Here is a 22,285-nt window from a genome sequence, read left to right as displayed (position 1 = left end):
GGGAGGCCAGACAGCCCGCGATTGCGGGCTGTCTGAGGGCTGATTTAACGGGCAGGATGCGTGTCAGGGCTGTCCTTCCATATTCCAGCGCGCTGATCCCATCACATCGAAAACATGCTGGTCGGTGAAAGCCGGAAATCTGGCGCGTTTTGCCGCCACTTTGAGCGCGTTGCAATAATCTTTATCGCCCCCTTTGATAATAAAATTATCCAGGGTGCCATCAATTTTGAAATCCAGATGGGCATTACAGCGTTTCCCCTTCCAGGCGTGCGGCTCTGATAGTGCAGCATCCAGCGCTTTTTTAATGCCAGATGCCTGCTGACCATAGATATCGTTGTCCCCGACTTTTCCTGAACGTTTATAGTTGCAGGTTTCGAGTGCGCTTTTTTTAATGCATTCGTGTGGAGTGAGAGGCGCACAACCGGCTAACAGGGCACAGCAGAAAATGGGAATGATCTTTTTCATGGATAAGTCCTTTTAGGTGAAAAGGGGACGGCATCCTGCTCCCTGGTTATTCTGATATCAGGCTAAGCTAAACCCCTGCAAAGTGAATCAACACAGGGTTATTTTCCCGTTTTTTTTCGCCAGAAGAGAGAGAAAGCAATCGCTGTTAATACGCCAATCAGGGGCATCGTGGCCGCGCCCGCCAGAAAGTTGTGCTGGTCGATGCGTTTGTCCCTGCGGATATCCGCGAAGCGTGCGAGTGCCTGTTTTTCATCTGAGGCACGAACTTCCTCGAACTGTTTTTTATAACCCTGCTCTGTCAGATCGAAAGCTCGTGTTACGTCCGATCTTTCAAGTGCAACAGTGTATTTGCCTTTGGTATAGAACCTGTATTCTGACATTCAGCGATCTCACATCCCGGGGATAGATTTGCACTATATCGGGTATGAATGGGTTTGCAGAACGCTTTTGGAAAATAGTGCGGCACAATACAGGCTCCAGCCTCCTCCCTGCTGAGTTAACCGCATCTCCTTTTCCAGCAAACTGCATGCAGTATTGCGGTAATATTTCCCGTGATGGCCGTGGCTGTTAACTCTCTTCGGTTATCACTTCAAGCCCCAGATTCTCCCGCAGCGTAGCAAACTCATACTCATCGCGAAACAGTCCGCGACGACGCAGTTCCGGGATCACCAGCTCCACAAACAGATCCAGTTGTTCAGGCATAATGGCTGGCATAATGTTAAAGCCGTCAGCCCCGCCCTGCTCCAGCCACTGCTGGAAGTCGTCGGCGATATCTTCAGCGGTACCGACAATCACGCGGTGTCCGCGTGAACCGGCGGCGACGGCGGCCAGCTCACGCAGCGTCAGATTCTCGCGCTTTGCCATATCGGTCATCAGCTTAACGCGGCTCTGATTACCTTCGCCCAGCGGAACCTCCGGTACCGGGCCATCCAGTGGATATTGGCTGAGATCCATACTGAACCGCAGTGAAAGCTGACGAAGCCCGTTCTCGATATCCACCAGCGTATTCAGCTTTTTCCACAGCGCCTTCGCCTCCTCACGCGTGCGGCCAATAATCGGCATGACACCGGGCATGATCACGACATGATCCGGGTTACGCCCGGCGGCAATGACCTGCTCCTTTTGAGTGCGATAGAACGCTTGCGCTTCCTCCAGACTGGCGGAGGCGGTAAAGATCACTTCCGCTGTCTCAGCCGCCAGCTTCTGACCATCAGCAGAAGAACCTGCTTCGATAATCACCGGACGTCCCTGTGGCGAACGCGTGATGTTCAGGGGGCCTTGTACCTGAAAATGCTCGCCCTGATGGTTGATCGGTTTGATCTTCTCATCAACAAAATAGTCCCCGGTCGCTTTGTCGGGCTGTACTGCCCCCGCTTCCCAGCCCCGCCACAATTTGTCTGCCACCTCAAGGAACTCCCGCGCACGGGCATAGCGGGAAGCGTGGTCGGGCATATCGCTGCGGCTGAAGTTACGTGCAACGTCAGTGGAAAACGAGGTCACGACGTTCCACGCGGCCCGGCCACGGCTGATGTGATCCAGTGACGAGAAACTGCGCGCCAGCGTAAAGGGATCGCTGAAGGTGGTAGAGGCGGTTGCGGCCAGGCCAATACGTCTGGTGTGGACCGCCAGCGCCGCCAGCATCGTCAGCGGTTCAAGGCGTGCCATGGTCGACGGCAGACGATACATGCTGGTTGCCAGTGCATCACCCACAAAGAACAGGTCGAACTTACCCGCTTCGGCTTTTTTAGCCAGCGTGATCAGCCAGTCGATGTCAGTGGGATCGCCCAGCTGTTCCGTCAGACGCCAGCCGCTCACGTGCTGACCCACCGGTTGAACAAACAGGCCGAGCCGCAGGCGACGTGATGGAGTGAAATGATTCATGAACGATTCCTGGTCTGTAAGGTGTAAAGGCGCGCCGCAGCGCGCGCTTAAAAAAGGGTGTCCGTCGCCAGCAGCGCCTGCTCCAGCGCGCGGGCGGAGACGCTAAACGGCAGCCGTTCTGCGCAGGCCTGGGGGAATTTAATCTGCTGCGCGAGGTTGCGCAGCGCGCTATGGCGATCGCCGCGTAACACCGGCAGCTTCAGCGGCATATCGTAGTGACGCAGCAGCGCAAGGAGTTCTGCATCCGCGACACCGTCATGTTCCATCAGCGACTGCACCAGCAGGCTGAAGCCGACTTTCTCACCGTGCAGCCAGTGATGCAGCTCCGGCAGGTGCGTCAGTCGATTGTGAATGGCGTGCGCAAAGCCCGGCGTCGGCAGCAGGTCGCGCACACTATTCGCCAGCCCGGCGAGCACGATAGTGGCATCAATGACTCTGACCAGTTCAGGCGTGACCCGCTGCTGCTGGCAGGCCAGGATCGCGGCGTCTCCCTGCTGCCGAAAAGTGTCCAGCGCCTGCCGCGCGGTCATCACCTTAAGATCCAAAGCCAGATCATCAGGGTTGTGCTGCTGATAAGGCCGGAATTCATAATATTTGGCCAGCGCATCCACAATACCCGCTTTCAGGTAGCGCACATCGCTCCGGGCGATCACTTCACTGTCCACCAGCACCAGCTCCGGCATTTTCCCCAGCGGCTGGCTGTGCAGATGGCCGCCTTGCTCGTTATAGATGATGGCAATCGGTGACCAGGCCGCGCAGGTTGCCGCCTGGGTCGCAAAGTTAACCAGTGTGACCGCCGGCAACTGGCTGGCAGCGGCTTTAGCCGCATCCAGCACGCGTCCGCCCCCAATCGCCAGCAGCAGTTCTGCGCCCTGCTGTTCGGTATGGTGTTTTAAGCTGGCGATGGCCTGATCGGTACATTCGCCCTCTAAATAGTCGAGCTGCCAGCGGATGCCATTCTCTTCAAGACTCTGGCTTAATTCCGGATTAACCGCCTGCCACGCCTGAGGAGAGGTAAAAATACGAATATGGGTGGCATAGGGTTTAATAAACTGACCGGCGCGGATGCGCAGGCCCGCCTCATGCGCATAGGCTCGCGGAGATGTAATGGCTAACACAGCAGCATCCTGATTATATAAAATAGAAAAAGACTTTTATTACAGTGAGTTAATAGCGTTTCATGGAATTTAATTTCTTTTCTGAATACTACGACAAATAACAATTTAAGCAATCAAAAACCGGCCATTTCATATTCACAAATCCGCATTAGGTTAGTTATTTTTCACACATAGCGACCCGGCTTTTACTGTTAATCTCTCATTCTGGCTGTATGAATTAACTGCCTGCCTGGCAGTTTTCCGGGAAATATTATGCAACTCGATTTTCGTCAGGTCAGAGAAGATGAGGTAGATGTTTATCTGGCGCTGATGCATGCCGCCTATGCACCCGTCAAAGCGCTGGGCATTAAATTTGATGCCGCCACGGCTGACCGCGCTACAGCATTACGCCATCTGCAGAATCATGGCGTGTATGCGCTCTACATGCGTGACCAGATGGTTTCATCAGTGACCGTTCGCTATCCCTGGGGGCCGCTGCCCGGCCCGTTTGGGCTGCCGCATATCGGCTGGTTTGGCGCGCATCCCGACTATCCCGGCCACCATTTTGGTCGCCAGGTTCAGGATCGGTTAGAGCAGGAAATCCTGATCGATCAGTTGCATGCCCCTGCGGTCTCGCTGGGCACCGCCACCCATCACCCCTGGCTGAAAGAGATGTATCTGAAACGTGGCTTCCAGCCGATGCATACCCGCGATCTCGGTAAAGGTCACATCACCCTCTATATGAAAAAAGTACTGGACCCGGCGGCACATGATGCCTGGCTGAGCCGCCAGACAGCAGCAGAAGGAAACCCGCTATGAGCAGCGATAATCCCGCATCACTGGGCGAACAGCCGATCGCGTTTCGCCACGAACTACACCGTTTTCCGGAGCGACCGCAATGAACCTGAGCGTAATGCTGGCTGAACATATCCTTTATGGTCAGCCGGATGAGTCAGCGCACCAGCACGCGCGTGAAGGTGTGCGGGACTTCCTGGCGGTGAGCTGGCCGGTGTTACAGGGCAAGGTGCCAGATAGCGGCTTACCGGCACTGCGCACAATCTACCGCGACGGCAGCGTGCGCTCGCAGGCGCTGCTGCTGGGCTATGCCGGACATGCGCTGGACTACGATGATTTTCATGCCGATTTTCGCGGTCACCCCAGCGTAGTGATCCTGCCCGCCCTGCTCGCCTGGCAGCAATATCAGCCAAAGCGCCTGAACCGTTTTCTGGATGCTTACGTCACGGGTGTGGAAATGGCAGGTCGCCTGGGACTGGCTGTCAGCCAGCAACATTACGCGCTGGGCTATCACAACACGGCAACGCTGGGCACCCTGGCAGCGGCGGCGGCACTGGCGCGTTTGCTGGCGCTGGAGAGTGATGCAACCGCGACCCTGCTGGGGATCGCTGCCACCCAGGCCAGCGGGCTACGCGCGCAGTTTGGTTCGGCGGTGAAACCACTGCACGCTGGTTTTGCCGCAGAACGTGCGGTGTCAGCGGCTCTGCTGACACTGGCCGGAATAGATGGCCGTCAGGCGGGTGTGATTGAGGCTTTTCTGGCAGCCAGCAGTTCGGGTCAGGCGCAGCCGGAGAAATTGCTGGAAAACTGGGGCCGCCCCTGGCGGATTAGCGCGCCCGGACTGGAGTTCAAACCTTTCCCAACCTGCGCGGGTACCCACAGCGCAGCGGAAGCGGCACAAATGCTGCGCCAGCAGTGGCTGGCAGCCGGCAAACCTCTTGATGCGCTGCTGAGCCAGATTGTCGATATCACCGTCGCCTTCCCGCCAGGCGGTGACATCGCCGCTTCCATATCCGTTCCGACGCACGGCATTGAAGCGCGTTTCAGCCTGGAATATGTGATTGCTGCGATGCTGATCTACGGCGATCTGCGTTTGCAGGATTTCGCCGAAGGCGATCTCAATCATCAGATTATGCCGCTGGCCGCCCGCGTCCGTCGTACTCCCGATAACAGCGCGCCGCCCGATGCGATTAATCCCGCCCTGCGCTTCCATGACGTCACGCTGACGCTGAGTGATAGCACAAAGCTGCATCAGCGCCGCACGCGCCAGCAGTCACTGGCAGAGAGTGTGGATGTAAACAGGAAACTGCTGCTGGCGCTGCAGGCGTCGTCGCCCGATCTGCTGGCAGCCAGTGAGCTGCGTTCAACGGCAGATTTGCAGGCGCTGGGCCGCGCAGTGCTGAGCGCCCTGTAACCGACTCATAACGGGGGAATAAAGGCCTGCACCGGCGTGACTTCCCCGGCAAATTTACGCACCTGCACCACCGTAATCTGCCCGCTACATCCCTGTGCCAGAGATGACGTCCCGATATCCAGCGTCAGCACATTGGGATTACCGTGACGACAAAGCGGACGGGCGGCAGTGGCGTCGACCGGATCGTACCAGGCACCGGTTGGCAACTGTACCACGCCAGGCATAACCGTGTCGGTGAGACGTGCGCTGGCGAGCACATGGCCCCGATCGTTATAAAGCTCAATGATGTCGCCATCCGCGATAGCCCGGGCTGCCGCATCCTCGCTGTTGAGGCTACAGACTTCACGCCCTCCACGTTTGCCACTCTGACTGAAATCACCAAAATCGAGCTGACTGTGCAGGCGCGTCGCGGGCTGATTGGCAATCAGCCAGAATGGGTAGTCGGCGCTGGGTTTTTGCTGGGGTTCACGCCATACCGGATGGCCGGGACAGTTGTCATAACCAAAGCTGGCGATAGTGGCGGAGAAGATCTCAATTTTGCCGCCTGCTGTGGGCAGCGGTGCAGCATCAGGGTCAGCGCGAAACGCATTGATCATCCGTCCACCATCCTTCACCTGCGGCAACGCCAGGATGCCCTGCTGCCAGAACTGATTGAAATCCGGTGTCTGCACCTGATGCGCCGCCAGTTTTTCCTGTAGCTGATGGTAAAGATGCTGCAACCAGCCTCGCGCATCGCGCCCTTCGCTAAACGCTTCTTCCCGGCCAAGTTGCCGGGCCAGCTCACGGAAAATCGTGTAATCATCCCTGGCTTCGGCGTAAGGCTGTGCCACTGGCTGCATGGCGATTAAATGGCGATCGGTCGGCGCACCGCCGATATCCTCACGCTCCAGGGTCATGGTGGCGGGCAGAACGATATCAGCATGACGCGCACTGGCGGTCCAGACGCTCTCATGCACGATGAACGTATCCAGCTGGCAAAATGCCTGACGCAGCCGGGCCAGATCCTGATGGTGGTGAAACGGATTGCCGCCCGCCCAGTAAGCCAGCCGGATATGAGGATAAGTAAGCTGACGGCCATTGTAGTCAAACCTGGTGCCGGGATTGAGCAGCATATCGGCAATACGGGCTACCGGAATAAAGCGGTCGATACCATTTTTACCCTGCGGCAGGGACGGAAAACTGACCAGATTGTGATGTTTGCCATAATGGCCCAGCGCACCCAGTGCATAGGTATAGCCGCCGCCGGGCAGCCCGGGCTGTCCGAGTGCCGCCGCCAGCACCAGGCCAAGCCAGACCGGTTGTTCGCCATGCTCGGCGCGTTGTAAGGCATGGGCGACCGTCACCAGTACGCGCTTGCCGTGCAGCTGTCGGGCGAACTGCCTGATCAGGTCGCTGCTGACGCCACAGATCGCGGCCGCCCAGGGCGCGTCACGCACCACGCCATCCTCTTCACCCCGGATGTAGGCCACCATCTGAGGCCAGCCGACACAGTAGCGCGCCAGAAATGCCTCATCGGTTAACCCTTCGGTGATTAATACCGCCAGCAGGCCGAGTATAAACGCCGCATCCGTTCCGGGTCGCAGCGCCAGCCACTCACCCTGTGCTTCCTCTGGCAAATCGCTTTTCAGTGGGCTTACCGAGATAAAACGGGTGCCGCGCTGTGCCGCACGCTGCATAAAACCGCGCTCGGTATGCTCACTCAGGCCGCCGCTGGCCACCTGGGCATTTTTCAGCGCCAGCCCGCCAAACGCCAGCACCACCTCGCTGTGACCGGCAATCTCTTCCCAGCTCACGCCACGCCGGGCGACTTCATTCATGTCGCCCACAATATGCGGCAGCAATACCGATGCCGCGCCGGAGCTGTAGCTGTTAACTGAGCGAACATAGCCGCCCAGCGTGGTGTTCAGGAAACGGTGCACCTGACTTTGGGCGTGATGGAAACGGCCTGCGCTTGACCAGCCGTAAGATCCGCCAAAAATCCCCGCCGGGCCGTAAGCCTCACCGACCCGCTTAAGCTCCAGTGCAACCCGATGACTGGCTTCCTCCCAGCTAACCGCGACATATTCATCTGCCCCACGACGCCGATCCGGGCCAGGCCCGTTTTCCAGCCAGCCACGCCGTATCATCGGCCGTGCGACGCGTGCCGGGTGATTAAGTGCATGACGGAAGTTTTGCAACAGCGGACTGGGGTCGGGATCGCCCCCGAACGGCTCAATAAGCAGTTGATCGCCGCTGCGCTCAGCGTGAAAAGCGCCCCAGTGGGCGCTGTGCATTACCGGTTTTTGCGTCATCCTGCTTCCTGGTTATCACAAAAGAAACGGTGCTCAGAGCACCGTTGCGATAAAGTTTCTGACGCGTCCGTTGTCCGGATCGTCGAGTACCTGCTGCGTCGGGCCAGCCGCCACAATTTTGCCGCTCTCCATAAAGACGATGTTATCGGCGACCTCGCGGGCAAATCCGATTTCATGGGTGACAACCACCATGGTGATACCGGAATGCGCCAGCTGTTTAATGACATGCAGCACTTCACCCACCAGTTCCGGGTCAAGCGCCGAGGTCGGTTCATCAAACAACATAACGCCAGGATCCATCGCCAGTGCGCGGGCAATCGCAACGCGCTGCTGCTGACCACCGGAAAGGTTTTGCGGCCACTCATCTTCGCGACCAGACAGCCCCACCTGTTTCAGCAGCACCAGTGCTTTGCTGGTCGCCTGATGGCGACTCTGCTTTTTCACCCGTATCGGCGCATCCGTGATGTTCTGCAACACGGTACGGTGCGGGAACAGGTTAAATTGCTGAAACACCATGCCGATTTCCGCCCGCTGGCGTGCAATGGCACTGCTGTTGAGTTCGTGCAGCGCCTGGCCTTTTTGTCGGTATCCCACCATCTGGCCGCCGATACGGATGGTGCCACCATCCAGCTTCTCAAGGTGATTAATGCAGCGCAGCAGCGTGGATTTACCGGAGCCGGATGGCCCCAGAATCACCGTGACCGACCCGGCAGGTATATCCAGGTTAACGTCGTCGAGGATGGTTACGCCAGAGAAGCGCTTGGTGACCCTGCGCAGTGCAATTGCTTCAGCCATTGCTCACACTCCTTTGCGTTTTCGGCAGCGAAAAGCGCGGCAACGACGGCCAGAGGCTGCGCTTTTCACGCCGCGTGACACCGCGGCCAAAATAACGCTCCACGTAATACTGGCCCACCGACAGCACTGAGGTCATCAGCAGATACCACAGGGTGGCGACCAGCAGCAGCGGGATCACTTCATAGGTGCGCTGATAGATAATCTGCGCCGAAAACAGCACATCCTGCAGAGAAATCACTGACACCACTGCCGTGGTTTTCAACTGGCCAATGATCTCGTTACCCGCTGGCGGCATAATGGCGCGCATCGCCTGCGGTAAAACGGTATGACGGAAAATCTGAGCCGGGCGATATCCAAGCGCGCGTGCCGCTTCAATCTGCCCATTACCCACGCTCTGGATACCCGCGCGCACAATTTCTGCGGCATAGGCGGACTGATGCATGACCAGCGCGATCACTGCCGCACTAAACGGGCTGACCAGCGCGTTGGACTGTGCACTCCAGATCTCACCTAAACCGGGAATCGACAGCGCTATTCTGGGATAGAGCGCCGCGATGTTGTACCAGAGAAACAGCTGCACCAGCATCGGTACACCACGGAAAAACCAGGTGTAGGCCCAGCTCACCGCAACCAGAACCGGGTTTGATGAGAGACGCATCAGCGCCAGCACCGTGCCGAAGGCAAAGCCCAGCACCACTGAAATGGCGGTGAGCTGCAGCGTCATTAACACCCCCTGCAGAATGGAGGGCGCAGTGAAGTTTTCTGCGATGATCCCCCACTCAAAGCGCGGATTGTTAATCATCGAATGTGCCATCGCCACCACGCACAACAGCACCACCAGCGCACTCAGCCAGCGTCCGTAGTAGCGTTTACTGACGATTTTCAGATCGTCAGTGTGGTTCTGAATCTCACTCATTTAAAAATCTCTTCGTTGCGTCGGGCTTCGGTCACAGCACCAAATCCGATTCCCCAGTTATCGAGGATTTTCCGGTAGCTGCCATCTTTGATTAATGAGTTCAGCGCGGCCTGCACGGCAGGTTCAAGCGGAGAGGCTTTTGGGAAAGCGACAGAGACCGGTGCATCGTTAACGGTGATTTCGCCGCTCATGGTCAGCGGTTTGATTACCTTAACCTGCCACAGAAGCCCCTCATAGGGACCCAGGAACAGCGGTACGCGCCCGCTGACCACCGCCTGCACGCCAGCCGGACGATCCGGGAATATCGCTACCTTGATGGGCTGCTTACCTGCGGCCTCACAGGCTTTACTGGCTTCTTCCAGCCGCGTAACCTGGGTGGTACCGGAACCGGCGCCGACCTCTTTGCCGCAGACGTCACTGAGTGATTTAAACGGGGCGATACTGGCGTCTTTTCGGGAAATAATTCCCAGCAGGCTGGCGTTGTAGTAGCCGACAAAGTCGATCTGTTTCAGGCGGGTCGGTGTGGCATTTATGTTCGACAGCGCCACATCGTAACGTCCGGTTTTCAGACCGGGAATGATGTTGTCGAAGCCGCCCGTGTCGCGCCACTCTACCGCGATACCCAGACGTTCACCCACCGCATTCATGATGTCGATTTCGCGACCGGCCAGCGTCTTATTATCTTCTTTATAAAAGGTAGTTGGCGGCGTATTCGGGTTTGTTCCTGCCACAATGTAGCCACGCTTGAGGATATCCGCAGGAATCAGCGTTTTCAGCGCCGGATCGGCTTTAACATGTATGCTGCTGTCAGCAGGCACTGAGGGTTCTGCCGCAAAGCTGACGGATGCGTTGAGCACGAGTGTGAAAAGGGTCATTCTTTTTATCAATTTCACCGGAACCTTTCTCCTGATATTTAAAATGTTCCCCCAGAGGGAAAAGCGATCGTGACCTGTTGTCAGCGCTGAAAGAAAGCCAGATAAGCGGCGGGCTCCAGAGCTTTTATCATCCTCGTAACGTTCTGTTGTCATTCTCAGTGAAGACCGGCGGCGATCACAAATGCTAAAACCGGGAATATTTTGCTGGAATATGGCAATGGCGCGCGTTGCGAGGCTGTTGAACAGGCGCTGGCATCCTGTGACCGAAGAGATGAGCAGTTTGGTAAGGATTGGCGAGGCGAGAAAACGTCATACTGCGGTTAATTAATTGGCACAGCCAGGCTCTGATGATTAATAAAAATATAATTTCATTGATAAGTATTTATTGAAAAATCATCCCTCTGCGCCTGACCGATTCTTTTATCCGGGACTTATTTGATCAAAATCAATAACTATTTATTCAGGTAATGTAAAGACTGCAGCAGGCACGGGAATCATAATTTTAATCAAAATTATCAATACATTACACGAAGTAAATCAAAGATTAGCAGGCAGATAGTTTCCCTTGAGAATAATGAAAGCCTCAATAATCAGATCATTGAGTAAGCATAAATAATATTAAAGATTAGTCTGGCGCTGACGATAAGAAGATTATCTTTGAATTATTTAACAGCCTCTTCTCTGCTTCTGATATCTCACTAAAGGTGAACCTTATGGGCCTTGCTCAACGCATCTCCGATATTAAAATTGGGAAAAAACTGGGCGTCGGTTTTATCGTCGTCATTGCTGCCTCCCTCGCCATTACTTTTATCGCTTTCGATTGTTTTCGCAGTATTAAAGACAACTCCGCCCGGCGCACGATTACCGTGGAGATGGTAAACACGTTAAGCAAGGCACGCCTTAACCGCACCCTCTACCAGTACACCAAAGATCCCAAATTTGCCACGCAGAACGTTCAGGCCCTGAAGGAGTTAGATGCCCTTTATAAACGGCTGGATGGATTCAAATGGGATGAGATGGGCCAGCAGAAAGTCGCGCTGATGGGGCAGTTACTTAACGATTATCAGAATCAGCGCCAGACATTCGTGACGGCTGCGCAGGCGACAAGCAGCGCCTTTGATGCCATTAAACCGGGTGCCCTGATTGCGCTTGCGCATCAGTTTGAATCACTCGATATGGCTCTGACACCCGATGCGGCGCTGCCGGTCATGCACCTGGCCGCAGCGCTGTTTGATGCGGCCAATGTTGAAAAAGCGTTTCTCGATAAGCCGTCTGAGGCCAGCAGAGAGGCGATTCTTGAAGAATACACCGCTATCAACACCCTGAGCGAGCAACTGGATATTTTCGCCCAGCCGAATATTAATGACGTAACGCGAAATGTGCTCAGCACTCTGACGCAGCAACGCCAGGCTTTAACGCGCTATGTCGATGCGACAGAGAAAGAAAAGAGCGAATCGGCGGGCCTGACCACCACCGCAGAGCGGCTCAATGCGGTGGTCTCCGATACCTTTGCCTATCAGTCCCAGCTATCCTCTGAATTTATCAAACAGGCGGAGTGGCGCATTGCTTTTGCCGCGCTGATTTGTGTGGTGCTGAGTCTGCTGATTGCCTGGCGGATCACCCGCAACATTACGCTGCCATTGAAAGAGACGCTGAACGCAGCGCAACGTATTGCCAGCGGTGATTTAACAACCTCACTGAAAACCACACGTGGTGATGAGTTAGGTCAGCTGATGCAGGCGGTAGATGCAATGAACATCAGCCTGCAGAATATCATCACCAACGTGCGTGATGGCGTCAGCAGCGTGGCGCGTGCCTCGGCGGAAATCGCGGCAGGTAATACCGATCTTTCATCCCGCACAGAACAGCAGTCTGCCGCAGTGGTTCAGACCGCGGCCAGCATGGAAGAGCTCTCTTCAACGGTGAAACAGAATGCGGAGAACGCTCACCATGCGAGTCAGCTGGCGACAGACGCGTCAGTGAATGCCGGACGTGGTGGCGAGATTATCCGTGACGTTATCGAAACCATGAACAACATCAGCCAGAGTTCGGGCAAAATCGGCGAGATCATTCACGTCATCAACAGCATCTCTTTCCAGACCAATATTCTGGCCCTTAACGCCGCCGTCGAAGCGGCACGAGCCGGAGAGCAGGGTCGCGGATTTGCGGTGGTTGCCGGTGAAGTCAGAAATCTGGCCCAGCGCAGTTCACTGGCCGCCAAAGAGATTGAAACGCTGATACGCGAGTCACTTGATCGGGTTCATGATGGTTCTGAGTTTGTGGAACGCGCCGGTACCACCATGGATGACATCGTCCGCTCTGTCAGTCAGGTTAAAGATATTATGGGTGAAATTGCTGCCGCCTCTGACGAGCAAAACCGCGGCATTTCTCAGATCGCCACGGCAATGGCCGAGATGGATACCACGACGCAACAGAACGCCGCGCTGGTTGAAGAGTCCTCCGCCGCAGCCAGCTCACTGGAATCTCAGGCTGATGAACTGGAAAAAACAGTGGCCGTATTCCGTCTCTCTCCCGGGCAGAGCAGTAGCAGCCGGGGCGCACCTGCCCTGTCACCGCGTTTAGTACCCGCTGTGCCCGTTAATGCATCAGCAGACTCAAGCTGGGAAAGCTTTTAACGGTTAGCGAAGCGTTAATTCTGTCTGACCGTAAATAGAGCCAGCCTTAATTGATTGAGGCTGGCTGAAATAACAGCCCTCTTCAGACAAATAAGTGATCTGATTAATCAGAAGATAATAAGCCGTAGTGGTTAACGCGGGAATGACATGGTCAGGCGAGCATCCGGAAACTGAGGGAAGGTCATATTTCGGCCACGACAGCTGAAACAAGCTGGCTCGTGCCTGATGATTCCGGTTTATATCCCGGCTGGCTTTGAAATGAGGGTAGATAAGAATCGCGATCGGTCTGTACAGAAAGCGAGGGAGAGAGAGTTGTCGTCCCTGACAGCTTCTCCGGCCGGTCTACGCTTTCGCGCAACCGATGAGGTCATCCGCTTCGTCGTTTTCCGGCCGGAGCCGGACTACGTCCATTGGCATCAGTTCCGTTACTGCTAGTTCAGCTCTTCGTTCAGGCTTGCAAGCGTCTGCAGGTACGGCACCTGCTGTTGAGCAATCGCCGGTGACTCAAAACTACTCAGCCAGCTTCTGGCTTCGGCGATTTTCGTCAGCCGATCCGCGTTGCTTTCAGATTTCGCCATATAACCCAGTTGGGTAAAGAGTGTTGCGATACTGATTTCTTTTTCACCCAGGGCAAGGCTTAGTGCCGCTTCGCCAATAATGACGTGGCCTTTCTCGTCGTTTTGAAATAACACAGAAAATCCTCCATTAGATACGAATTGATGACAACCTCACCAGAGACTGTAGTCGTAAAAGAGAGAACTGCCCGAATTTATCACTAAAAATCGCGCAACTTGCTGAACAAATGTACTTAATGTTTTTTTTCCGGATTGTTCTGTTTGTCTCTGCCGCCCTTCCTGTCAGACTTGCTTTTAAATTCACGATGGGATGTCACCATGAAACTTTCCATTCTCCTTACGCTGCTGGCTGCGACGGTCTGCTCCGTTTTTGCTGCCCATGGCAAATTTGAAACGCAGCAGGCTGGCCAGTCACTCTTCACGCAAAGCGGGGAAACGATCAGCGAAGAATAATGGCTGCGCGCAGCATCGTCAGTGACCGGCCAATCGGTTATGATCCGTTGCCATTTACCTGCCGGTTGCCCGATGTCTGCCATTATCGATACGTTTATCGCCCCGCCCTGCTTTGATGAGATAACCCTTCTCTTTCAGGACGACCATCTGCTGGTGATCAATAAACCCAGCGGTTTGCTGAGCCTGTCAGGCAAAAATCCGCAAAACCTCGATTCGGTGCATCATCGGCTGGTGAAGCTTTTTCCTGGCTGCGCGCTGGTTCATCGGCTCGATTTTGGCACCTCCGGGCTGATGGTCGTCGCACGCAGCAAAACGATTAATGCGGCACTCTGCCAGCAATTCAGCCAGCGCAGCGTGCGTAAAGCTTATCAGGCGCTGCTGTGCGGGCACCTTGCCGATGACGAAGGCGTCATTGATGCCGCGATAGCGAAAGATCCGGCGCAGTTTCCCCGGATGGTGATTTGCCCGATCCAGGGGAAACCTGCGCGCTCACGCTACCGGGTCATAGAACGCGGTTATTATCAGGAAAAAAAGGGAAAGGGATTGCCGGTCACGCGGGTTGAACTGATGCCGGAAACCGGGCGCACCCATCAGCTGCGCATTCACTGTCAGCAGCTGCGGCACCCGATTCTGGGCTGTGATCTCTACGGCGGGCTTTTGCTGCCTGGCGCGGATCAGGCAGAGAGACTGATGCTGCACGCCAGCGGATTGACGTTTGTTCATCCTGTCAGCGGCAGCACGCTGCAACTCTCTGCCGACAGCCCGTTCTGAATGCGTCAGCGCGCTGTTACCACATCAAATCATCGGGCACTTTGAAATCAGCATAAGGATCATCTTCGTCCTGTGCTTCTTCGCTTAATGCACTGTTTAATACGATGGCACTGGCATCACGCTGCGCAATTTTATCCGCTACGCTGGCCGGGATGATAGCGTACTGGCTCTCGCCATTATTGTCAGCCGCCAGGCGGGCAATGGCGAGACGCCCATTGATCAGCTGAGTCTGCGTCAGTTTATCCACCATAATCTTTTTGATCAGGTTATTGTCGGTGAAATTGAAGCTGATGTTGCCTCTTGCCACGTCAATTTTGTTCATTTCGATCAGCTGTTTGACCTGCGCTTTGTACTCTTTAGACAGCACAGCCAGCTTCTGCTGCTCGTTCAGCTGCTTATCCCGCTCAAGCTGCGCTTTTTTGTTATCTTCCACCGCCGCTCTGGCTTCGCGTGCCTGAACCCTGGATTTCTTCGCTGTCCGCTGAACCTTGTCCATTTTTTTGCTGGATACTAATCCCGCTTTCAGCATCTGCTCTTGCAAGGTGAGTTTTGTCATTGTCGTCTCTGAACCTGTGAAATAATGTCCGGGATTATACCTGTAATCATCCGGGCTGTACCAGGTTGCCGAACCTGCCACGCCCGCGATTGCGGGCAGCCTCTCAACACTGTGCTAACATTCCCCGGTCAAAATCACCTTATTGAGCACCATGTCAGAGCTAACAAAACGTAAAAATGACCCTGAAGGGCTGAAAAAACGCATTATCGCAGGCGCACTGAAAACCTTCGCGGAGTTTGGTATGCAGGGTGCCAGGCTGGAGCAGATTGCTGAGCATGCGCAAACCACTAAACGCATGGTGGTCTATCACTTTGGCAGTAAAGAGCAGCTTTATATCCACGTGCTGGAGCAGGTTTATCAGCAGATACGTCAGCACGAAACCGGCCTGAACCTGGCGGCGATGGAGCCGGAACTGGCCATGACCCGCCTGGTGGAAGCCAGTTTTGATTACCATGTCGAGCATCCCGATTTTATCCGGCTGGTCTGCAGTGAGAACCTGTTGCGCGGGCGCTACATCACCCAGTCGCCGCAGATTAAAGCCCTTAATCGCAGCGCGCTGGATCTGCTGGATGACATTCTGGCACGCGGTCAGCAACAGGGCGTGTTCACTGCCGATGTGCAGACCATCGATGTCCATCGCCTGATCAGCAGTATCTGCGTTCATCACGTCTCAAACCGCTACACCTTCAACGCCCTTTTCAGCCCGGACAACAGCGAAGCAGAGAGTATCCGCCGCAATCGTCAGCTGGCTGTAACCGCAACGTTACGCTATATCCGCAAATAATTGCCCGCAGGCCGGGCTGCGCTTAGCCATAGTCTACGCTTACTGATACTTGTCACTAAAATGCAATAATAAGGAATGCTGTTGTGAGCAGAGATGCACGCCTCTATCCGCTTCGTCAGACCCATGTTGAACCCGATGATGATGCGCTGTGGAACTGGGCGCAGAACGCGCAAATCGGCAGCCGTCACCAGGTTCAGCGTCCCGCCAGTGAAGCGGAATTACAGAGACTTATCCGGGAGTCACACGGCCAGATTCGGGTGATCGGCAGCAAGCTGTCGCCTGGTCGTATGCTGCATGTCAGTGATGACGATGTGCTGCTCGATCTCAGCGCCCTGAGCGGCCAGCTTGCCAGTGATGAACAGAGCGTGACCTTTGGTGGCGCGACCCCGCTTGAGCAGGTCTATCGCAGCCTGACCGAAATGAACCGCATGCTGGCTTCATCGCCAGGCGTGATTGCGATTCAGACACTGGCGGGCGCGATGGCCACCGGAACGCACGGCCAGGGATTGCAGCAGAGTTCGATTGCCGACGAAGCGCTGGCAATCAGAATGGTGCTGGCCGATGGCAGCGTGCGCGAATTTGTTCGTGGCGACGCTGACTTCCCGGCAGCGCAGGTCTCACTGGGCGCACTAGGCATTGTTACCGCGGTAACCCTGCGTACCCAGCCGTTTAGCATCTTCACCTGCCACAAATATGCCGTCTCTGCCGATACCCTTGAAGAGGATCTGCTGCGCTGGAACAACGACTATCCGCTGAGCAAAGCCTGGTGGTTTGTCGATGACAACCTGATGCACGTCTGGAACGCCCATGAGGCGAGTGATGAAGAGCGTCAGCGCTACGAAGCGCAGGGTCGTCAGGTGGTGGAACATGAGGGCGATGTTGACGAAAGCCTCAACGACACCATCGACCAGACGCTGGCGCATATGCACCGCGATACGCAGATTGAGGGCAAAGGGGGAAAACAGTTTCGCACCGTCACCCGTTTTCGTGATTTCACCGATGTTACCGGTGACATTTACCAGCTCTTCTGCCGCGGCATTGCGGTGCCGCAGATCAATGTGGAAATCGGCGTGCCGCTGGCAAAAACCCCGGCCATCATTCGCCGCATCAAGCAGTGGTATGCCGGGAACCGTCCGCATATGCACTACCCGATTATCCTGCGCTGCACCGGTGCATCATCGGCCTGGCTCAGTCCGGCCGCTGACCAGCCAACCTGCTTTTTCGGCTTCGTGGTCTATTACGCCGACGATGGTTCGCTGTCACAGGAAGGCCTGCACTTCCTGACTGAAGTGGAAAAACTGCTGGCCGAAGAGGGCGGACGCCCGCACTGGGGCAAATATTACGATGAAGAACGCTACAACTGGCGTGAGATCTATCCGCAGTGGGACGCCTTCCGCGCCCTGCGCAGCCAGCTCGACCCACAGGGCCGACTGGGTAACGACTACATCACGCCACTTTTTGACTGATTGAGGAAAGTTATGTTTGCCTGGGTAACGCTGTTAACACAACCCGATTATCTGGTGGGCGTGAAAGCGCTGCACCGTTCGCTGCAACAGAGCCAGAGCCAGTGGCCGCTGGTGGTGATGACCACGCCGGCGATTTCAGCGTCTGACTGTCAGATTTTGCAGGATGAGGGCTGTGTGATTAAACCGGTCGACCCCCTCTATCCGCGCGACGATCTGGATCAGCACTACGCATCGGCGCAGTTCGGCGAAGTCTGGACCAAGCTGCGCGCCTGGCAGCTAACCGATTATGAGCGCGTCGTGTTTCTGGATGCCGATATGCTGGTCCTTCAAAACATGGATGAGCTTTTTACCCTGGATCTGGGCGATAACCCGCTCGCCGCCTGTCACGCCTGCCGCTGTAATCCCAACCAGATTGCCTCTTATCCGGCAGAGTGGCAGCCTGAGCAGTGCCACTATACCTGGCAGGCGCGCGGTGAAAAGGCGCCAGAGAGTGTGGATCTTTACCTGAACGGCGGTTTTCTGGTGCTGAAGCCCGATAATGCGATGTTCGACGCACTGGAAAAGCGTATTGCCGCCATTGATGATCTCAGTAACTATCCCTTCTCCGAGCAGGATCTGCTGAACGAAGTGTTTGCCGATCGCTGGAAGCCGCTCTCTTACATCTACAATGCCTTGAAAACGCTGCCGTTTCAGCACAGCGGTCTCTGGCACGATGATGAGGTGAAGAACCTGCACTATATTCTGGCAAAACCGTGGAAACGCGATCTCAGCCAGCCCGAGAGTCAGCGCGATCGCTTTTATGCGCTGGATAAATTGTGGTGGGAAAAAAGCGGTCTGATCTGATCGGCTATGGGCGGGAAGCCAACGTTTCCCGCCCTGCCCGCCAGTGTTAATCAACACATCGGCAATACCCTCTATCCCTCTGATTCTGCCCTATACCTCAATCCAGCGGCGTTGCACTGCTGAGTCAGCAATCGCTTCCAGTACCTTCTGAACCTGCAATCCCTCTGCAAAATCGGGCCACATGCGGTCGCCCGCTGCGATGCCGTTGATCAGGTCGCGAATCTCCACCGTTTTCTGATCGTTAAAGCCGATGCCGTGTCCGGCAGAAACACAGAAATTTGCGTAGTCAGGGTGTGCTGGTCCGGTCAGGATAGTTTTAAATCCCTGACGCCCGGCCGGTTCATCATGCAGATAGAGTTCCAGCTCCGCCATGCGCTCCTGGGTGTAGCGCAGTGTGCCTTTGGTGCCGGTGACAACGTAAGTCAGTCCCATCTTTGCGCCACAGGCGATGCGTGAGGTTTCAATGACGCCGTGCGCACCGTTATGGAAGCGTAGCAGCGCGCTGGCCTGATCTTCGTTTTCGACCGGTAACTGCCGCGCAGGCTCTTTCGGGTCAGGCCGTGAGGCGATCACCGTCATCATGTCGCCGCTGACCTCAGCAATGTCACCAACCAGGTAGTGCGCCATATTAACGATATGCGCCGCCAGATCGCCAAGCGCACCGAGACCTGCCAGCGCTTTCTGACAGTGCCAGTCGAGCGGCGTTTCCGGTCTGGCGAGATAATCCTCGTTATGGGTGCCGTAGAAATGCACCACGTCGCCTATCTCACCATTGGCAATGATCTCTTTCGCCAGCTGGCTGGTAGGGTTTTTCATATAGTTGAAGCCTACCAGCGTTTTAACCCCTGCCGCATCGGCTGCCGCCACCATCTCCTGCGCATCCGCCACGCTTAATGACAGCGGCTTTTCTGAATAAACGTGTTTGCCATGGCGTATTGCCTCCAGCGCCATCTCTTTATGCAGGAAGTTGGGGGCGCAGATATCCACGACATCAATCGCCGGGTCGCTGACCAGCGCGCGCCAGTCCCCCGTCGAACGCGCGAAACCAAAGGTCGCCGCCTGACGGGCGGCCAGCTCGGGGTTCACTTCAGCCAGCATCTCCCGCACGATTTCGCCTTTCAGCGCAAATACGGTGGGAGCCTGCGCATAAGCAATCGCGTGGCAGCGTCCGATATAGCCGCTGCCAATCATGCCGATTCTGACTTTGTTCATTTCAACTCCAGAGATTCAGTTCAGGGTTGAAATGGAATCTACGTTTCGTTTTTATTGCTGACAAAGCCAGAATCCACACTTTGTGACGCCCGTAAAAAACTATCCGGTTAAATCACGCGCCTGGCCGCCTGACAAGGGCTATACAGCGCCATAACACCTCATAAACACCTCAGTTTTACACGTGCCGTTTTGCCGGATGAGTCAGCCGCACAGGCAGCTCTTTCAGTGCTTAAAACGCCATAGTGGCGACTATTTCAGCAGTCGCGCTGATTTATGAAAAAGAGCTTTGACATGGCCCGGCGTGGCCGTTACTATGCGCCCCGTTCAAACGATTCCTCTGTAGTTCAGTCGGTAGAACGGCGGACTGTTAATCCGTATGTCACTGGTTCGAGTCCAGTCAGAGGAGCCAAATTAGAAAAGCCTGCTTAGGAAACTAAGCGGGCTTTTTGCTTTTCATACTTCTGATAAAATTTTTGCGTCTTACTCAGTCTGTTTACTCTTCAAATTCCCGGTTCTTTTCGTTAGTGCCTGATACTTAGACATTCGGTGCCGCCCTCACTTAAAGGTTCATTTCTGACCCCTACATCTCATACTCTCTTTAACAAATGCATTAATAGTGACTTAAAGTGTCATAAATGACCTTTCATCCGCATATTTCACAGTCTGGCTGTAAGCTGAGAAGATGATACCGGTAAATAGTTCAAAAATGACCCTTTTAGTACTATAGTCGGACCATATCGTTTCAAAAACGTACTGAAATTGCAGAAAAGGTCAAAAATGAACCTTGATGAGATTAAATCTTCGCTACTAAGCCTTTCTGAGTCAGATCGGCAAAAGGTATTGGCGGGGTTAGCTTTGAGTAGAGAAACCACAACAGAAGCAATAAATGCGGACAAACCGGACACCCGATCGGAGCTGAGTGATCTGACGTTTCCGACACTGCCACAACTACTGGCCAATGAACTCAAACGACAAAACATCACCTATGAAGAGATGGCGATTCAGATTGGTGTATCACTCTCAACATTTAAACGACTGATTGCTAAACCATCTTCTGCAAAGGCAATAAATCTTCACGCCTTGCTTAAAGAACTGGGTATAAAAGTATGGCTCGAAAAATAGAGGTGTGGCTTTACAACACGCTGGCAGGAACACTGAGTGAAGGGCAAAGCGGTTATACTTTCTGCTACCTGCCCACTTATGTCGGCTGTGCGATATCTCTCAGCATGCCGGTAAGACCTGAGCCCTATTTAAGTGAAGAGCTACATCCCTTCTTTAAAGGTTTAGCGCCGGAAGGCTGGTTGCGAAAACGCTATTCTGAAATTCAAAAAATTGATGATAAGGATCTGTTCGGCTTACTGATGGAAAATGGCAACGATTTGCTTGGGGCAGTCGTCTTTAAAGAGATAACATCATGAATTCAGAACGCTGCCTGATCACATTAAAACGGCTTAAAGAATCTGAGCTAAAAACCGGCTACTCAACAAAAGGCATCCGGCATCTGCTGGGTAGTCTGAATGTGGCTCTTAGCCTGCCGTTTACGCGCAGTCAGTTTATTCAGGAACTCCCTGAACGTCAGAAAGGCATGAGCATTTCAGGCTATCAACCCAAACTGTCGCTTCGCCTGGCAAAGGGAGAACTGGTGGTCGTCAGCAATGATGGCACCTATATCCTGAAACCCTCTCCGGAAGAATACCCACACCTGGCAGAAAACGAGCATGCCACTATGTGCGTTATGCAGCGTCTGAAATTTGACGTACCCCCGTTCGGGCTGATGCCATTCAGACACGATGAAAATCGGCCAGAAGAACTGGCGTTTGTCATTAAAAGGTATGACCGGACAGCGTCAGATAACGCGAGATTACATCAGGAACAGCTGGATGGCGCGATGGGTCTCGGCGATAAATATGGCAGGATTGATAATCATAAAGCCATCAGTTACGAGAAAGCCGCTAAATTCCTGAATACCAGAGTGAACAGCAGTTTAAAGAGTAAACGTGACCTCTTTTTGCGCATCGTGTATGCCTATGTGCTGGGAAACAATGATTTTCATCTGCGCAATATCGGGATTATCCTGCCTCCGCAGGGTTCACCCTGGCTGGCCCCGGTTTATGACTTTATCAGCGTTGTGCCCTACCCTGCAGCGTTTGGAGAGTATTTAGCTTTGCCCCTGCTGGAACGCGAAGAAAATGATGCAGGAAACGCACCGGGGATGAATTCAGAGTACGGAGAATATCTGGGTGCAGACTTTATCCTGCTTGCCCAGGGTATGGATATTAATCCGACACTGGCACGAAAATGGCTTTCCGAGGTGGTGAGTCATCATCAGCTTATTATCGATACTTATAATGAAAGTCATATGCCTGAATCGCAGCGGGAAGCCGTACTTGCCTACGTGGCCCGAAGAATCACGTTACTGGCAGTGACCGAAATTTAAATGATGCCATTAACCTGTTGTAC

Annotated in this window: 22 protein-coding genes and 1 tRNA gene; 11 read left to right on the top strand and 12 right to left on the bottom strand. The window is 54.6% G+C overall.

All coding sequences use genetic code 11. The annotated features are described in order from the left end of the window. Window positions 1–63: 63 nt before the first annotated feature. The 4 genes from LC417_RS00725 to LC417_RS00710 form a co-directional block, all read right to left on the bottom strand. Window positions 64–465: a cell envelope integrity TolA C-terminal domain-containing protein gene (locus LC417_RS00725; RefSeq protein WP_010670921.1), complete on the bottom strand. Its 402-nt coding sequence runs from the start codon at window positions 463–465 to the stop codon at window positions 64–66. A gap of 98 nt (window positions 466–563) precedes the next feature. Further along, window positions 564–845, bottom strand: coding sequence for a hypothetical protein (locus tag LC417_RS00720; protein ID WP_010247933.1), 282 nt, complete (start codon window positions 843–845; stop codon window positions 564–566). A gap of 187 nt (window positions 846–1,032) precedes the next feature. Continuing rightward, the gene (locus LC417_RS00715; protein WP_187492820.1) at window positions 1,033–2,346 is read right to left on the bottom strand and encodes an LLM class flavin-dependent oxidoreductase; all 1,314 of its coding nucleotides are present in this window, start codon (window positions 2,344–2,346) and stop codon (window positions 1,033–1,035) included. A 47-nt stretch (window positions 2,347–2,393) separates the two neighbouring features. Next, complete coding sequence (locus LC417_RS00710; protein WP_223565340.1) at window positions 2,394–3,464, bottom strand: iron-containing alcohol dehydrogenase family protein; 1,071 nt, start codon at window positions 3,462–3,464, stop codon at window positions 2,394–2,396. A 252-nt stretch (window positions 3,465–3,716) separates the two neighbouring features. On the opposite strand from LC417_RS00710, the gene LC417_RS00705 reads away from it, so the two are divergent. Continuing rightward, window positions 3,717–4,262 carry an N-acetyltransferase gene (locus tag LC417_RS00705; protein ID WP_033758314.1) on the top strand — a complete coding sequence of 182 codons (546 nt, stop codon included), beginning with the start codon at window positions 3,717–3,719 and terminating at the stop codon, window positions 4,260–4,262. A gap of 79 nt (window positions 4,263–4,341) precedes the next feature. After that, complete coding sequence (locus LC417_RS00700) at window positions 4,342–5,652, top strand: MmgE/PrpD family protein (RefSeq protein WP_223565339.1); 1,311 nt, start codon at window positions 4,342–4,344, stop codon at window positions 5,650–5,652. 5 nt (window positions 5,653–5,657) lie between these two features. Here LC417_RS00700 and LC417_RS00695 read toward each other — a convergent pair whose 3' ends face one another. The 4 genes from LC417_RS00695 to LC417_RS00680 are packed head-to-tail and all read right to left on the bottom strand — an operon-like array spanning window position 5,658 to window position 10,529. Continuing rightward, window positions 5,658–7,943 carry a molybdopterin-dependent oxidoreductase gene (locus LC417_RS00695; protein ID WP_050680117.1) on the bottom strand — a complete coding sequence of 762 codons (2,286 nt, stop codon included), beginning with the start codon at window positions 7,941–7,943 and terminating at the stop codon, window positions 5,658–5,660. A gap of 33 nt (window positions 7,944–7,976) precedes the next feature. Next, a complete protein-coding gene (locus LC417_RS00690) occupies window positions 7,977–8,738 on the bottom strand; it encodes an amino acid ABC transporter ATP-binding protein (protein WP_050680118.1) in 762 nt (253 codons plus the stop codon). Continuing rightward, window positions 8,731–9,654, bottom strand: a complete 924-nt coding sequence (locus LC417_RS00685) for an amino acid ABC transporter permease (protein ID WP_010247951.1) — start codon at window positions 9,652–9,654, stop codon at window positions 8,731–8,733. The genes LC417_RS00690 and LC417_RS00685 overlap by 8 nt, the downstream gene beginning before the upstream one ends. Further along, window positions 9,651–10,529: an ABC transporter substrate-binding protein gene (locus LC417_RS00680; protein WP_010247954.1), complete on the bottom strand. Its 879-nt coding sequence runs from the start codon at window positions 10,527–10,529 to the stop codon at window positions 9,651–9,653. The genes LC417_RS00685 and LC417_RS00680 overlap by 4 nt, the downstream gene beginning before the upstream one ends. 713 nt (window positions 10,530–11,242) lie before the next feature. Here LC417_RS00680 and LC417_RS00675 point away from each other — a divergent pair. After that, window positions 11,243–13,165 (top strand): methyl-accepting chemotaxis protein, encoded by a 1,923-nt coding sequence (locus LC417_RS00675; RefSeq protein ID WP_223565338.1) that lies wholly within the window; start codon window positions 11,243–11,245, stop codon window positions 13,163–13,165. A 431-nt stretch (window positions 13,166–13,596) separates the two neighbouring features. Here LC417_RS00675 and LC417_RS00670 read toward each other — a convergent pair whose 3' ends face one another. Next, a complete protein-coding gene (locus LC417_RS00670; protein ID WP_010247965.1) occupies window positions 13,597–13,857 on the bottom strand; it encodes a hypothetical protein in 261 nt (86 codons plus the stop codon). 116 nt (window positions 13,858–13,973) lie between these two features. After that, entirely contained in the window at window positions 13,974–14,276 is a 303-nt protein-coding gene (locus tag LC417_RS00665; protein ID WP_154210388.1) for a hypothetical protein, read from the bottom strand. Between LC417_RS00665 and LC417_RS00660 the strand changes: the two genes are divergently transcribed. Next, window positions 14,266–14,964, top strand: coding sequence for an RluA family pseudouridine synthase (locus tag LC417_RS00660; protein WP_223565337.1), 699 nt, complete (start codon window positions 14,266–14,268; stop codon window positions 14,962–14,964). The two genes, LC417_RS00665 and LC417_RS00660, sit on opposite strands and share 11 nt — an antisense overlap. A 16-nt stretch (window positions 14,965–14,980) precedes the next feature. On the opposite strand, the gene LC417_RS00655 is transcribed toward LC417_RS00660, so the two are convergent. Next, window positions 14,981–15,520 carry a DUF2058 domain-containing protein gene (locus LC417_RS00655; protein WP_010247968.1) on the bottom strand — a complete coding sequence of 180 codons (540 nt, stop codon included), beginning with the start codon at window positions 15,518–15,520 and terminating at the stop codon, window positions 14,981–14,983. Between the two features lie 151 nt (window positions 15,521–15,671). Here LC417_RS00655 and LC417_RS00650 point away from each other — a divergent pair, with 151 nt between their 5' ends. The 3 genes from LC417_RS00650 (at window position 15,672) to LC417_RS00640 (ending at window position 18,613) form a co-directional block, all read left to right on the top strand. Continuing rightward, window positions 15,672–16,304, top strand: a complete 633-nt coding sequence (locus LC417_RS00650; RefSeq protein ID WP_010247970.1) for a TetR family transcriptional regulator — start codon at window positions 15,672–15,674, stop codon at window positions 16,302–16,304. A gap of 83 nt (window positions 16,305–16,387) precedes the next feature. Further along, complete coding sequence (locus LC417_RS00645; protein ID WP_223565336.1) at window positions 16,388–17,770, top strand: D-arabinono-1,4-lactone oxidase; 1,383 nt, start codon at window positions 16,388–16,390, stop codon at window positions 17,768–17,770. A gap of 12 nt (window positions 17,771–17,782) precedes the next feature. Continuing rightward, window positions 17,783–18,613 carry a glycosyltransferase family 8 protein gene (locus LC417_RS00640; RefSeq protein ID WP_061901304.1) on the top strand — a complete coding sequence of 277 codons (831 nt, stop codon included), beginning with the start codon at window positions 17,783–17,785 and terminating at the stop codon, window positions 18,611–18,613. Window positions 18,614–18,703: 90 nt separating this feature from the next. On the opposite strand, the gene LC417_RS00635 is transcribed toward LC417_RS00640, so the two are convergent. Further along, complete coding sequence (locus LC417_RS00635) at window positions 18,704–19,825, bottom strand: Gfo/Idh/MocA family protein (protein WP_061901303.1); 1,122 nt, start codon at window positions 19,823–19,825, stop codon at window positions 18,704–18,706. Window positions 19,826–20,158: 333 nt separating this feature from the next. Between LC417_RS00635 and LC417_RS00630 the strand changes: the two genes are divergently transcribed. From LC417_RS00630 to LC417_RS00615, 4 genes are all read left to right on the top strand, one after another. Further along, window positions 20,159–20,234: transfer RNA gene (locus LC417_RS00630), tRNA-Asn, on the top strand. Window positions 20,235–20,602: 368 nt separating this feature from the next. Continuing rightward, on the top strand, window positions 20,603–20,947 hold the full coding sequence (locus tag LC417_RS00625) for a helix-turn-helix transcriptional regulator (protein ID WP_111534010.1): 345 nt from the start codon (window positions 20,603–20,605) through the stop codon (window positions 20,945–20,947). Next, entirely contained in the window at window positions 20,932–21,243 is a 312-nt protein-coding gene (locus LC417_RS00620; RefSeq protein ID WP_033758331.1) for a HipA N-terminal domain-containing protein, read from the top strand. Before LC417_RS00625 ends, LC417_RS00620 begins: the two co-directional genes overlap by 16 nt. Then, on the top strand, window positions 21,240–22,262 hold the full coding sequence (locus LC417_RS00615; RefSeq protein ID WP_223565335.1) for a type II toxin-antitoxin system HipA family toxin: 1,023 nt from the start codon (window positions 21,240–21,242) through the stop codon (window positions 22,260–22,262). The genes LC417_RS00620 and LC417_RS00615 overlap by 4 nt, the downstream gene beginning before the upstream one ends. The last annotated feature ends 23 nt before the right edge of the window (window positions 22,263–22,285 follow it).

The sequence above is a fragment of the Pantoea sp. OVA07A genome, assembly GCF_019969975.1.
In the GTDB taxonomy this organism is placed as follows: domain Bacteria; phylum Pseudomonadota; class Gammaproteobacteria; order Enterobacterales; family Enterobacteriaceae; genus Pantoea; species Pantoea agglomerans.
Note: the sequence above shows the minus strand (reverse complement) of the source record. Positions and strands in the feature narration are given on the sequence as shown.

Coding starts and splice junctions, on each gene's coding strand:
- LC417_RS00725 (WP_010670921.1), bottom strand. CDS start 465: ATGAAAAAGATCATTCCCATTTTCTGCTGTGCCCTGTTAGCCGGTTGT.
- LC417_RS00720 (WP_010247933.1), bottom strand. CDS start 845: ATGTCAGAATACAGGTTCTATACCAAAGGCAAATACACTGTTGCACTT.
- LC417_RS00715 (WP_187492820.1), bottom strand. CDS start 2,346: ATGAATCATTTCACTCCATCACGTCGCCTGCGGCTCGGCCTGTTTGTT.
- LC417_RS00705 (WP_033758314.1), top strand. CDS start 3,717: ATGCAACTCGATTTTCGTCAGGTCAGAGAAGATGAGGTAGATGTTTAT.
- LC417_RS00700 (WP_223565339.1), top strand. CDS start 4,342: ATGAACCTGAGCGTAATGCTGGCTGAACATATCCTTTATGGTCAGCCG.
- LC417_RS00695 (WP_050680117.1), bottom strand. CDS start 7,943: ATGACGCAAAAACCGGTAATGCACAGCGCCCACTGGGGCGCTTTTCAC.
- LC417_RS00690 (WP_050680118.1), bottom strand. CDS start 8,738: ATGGCTGAAGCAATTGCACTGCGCAGGGTCACCAAGCGCTTCTCTGGC.
- LC417_RS00685 (WP_010247951.1), bottom strand. CDS start 9,654: ATGAGTGAGATTCAGAACCACACTGACGATCTGAAAATCGTCAGTAAA.
- LC417_RS00680 (WP_010247954.1), bottom strand. CDS start 10,529: ATGACCCTTTTCACACTCGTGCTCAACGCATCCGTCAGCTTTGCGGCA.
- LC417_RS00675 (WP_223565338.1), top strand. CDS start 11,243: ATGGGCCTTGCTCAACGCATCTCCGATATTAAAATTGGGAAAAAACTG.
- LC417_RS00660 (WP_223565337.1), top strand. CDS start 14,266: ATGTCTGCCATTATCGATACGTTTATCGCCCCGCCCTGCTTTGATGAG.
- LC417_RS00665 (WP_154210388.1), bottom strand. CDS start 14,276: ATGGCAGACATCGGGCAACCGGCAGGTAAATGGCAACGGATCATAACC.
- LC417_RS00655 (WP_010247968.1), bottom strand. CDS start 15,520: ATGACAAAACTCACCTTGCAAGAGCAGATGCTGAAAGCGGGATTAGTA.
- LC417_RS00650 (WP_010247970.1), top strand. CDS start 15,672: ATGTCAGAGCTAACAAAACGTAAAAATGACCCTGAAGGGCTGAAAAAA.
- LC417_RS00640 (WP_061901304.1), top strand. CDS start 17,783: ATGTTTGCCTGGGTAACGCTGTTAACACAACCCGATTATCTGGTGGGC.
- LC417_RS00635 (WP_061901303.1), bottom strand. CDS start 19,825: ATGAACAAAGTCAGAATCGGCATGATTGGCAGCGGCTATATCGGACGC.
- LC417_RS00625 (WP_111534010.1), top strand. CDS start 20,603: ATGAACCTTGATGAGATTAAATCTTCGCTACTAAGCCTTTCTGAGTCA.
- LC417_RS00620 (WP_033758331.1), top strand. CDS start 20,932: ATGGCTCGAAAAATAGAGGTGTGGCTTTACAACACGCTGGCAGGAACA.
- LC417_RS00615 (WP_223565335.1), top strand. CDS start 21,240: ATGAATTCAGAACGCTGCCTGATCACATTAAAACGGCTTAAAGAATCT.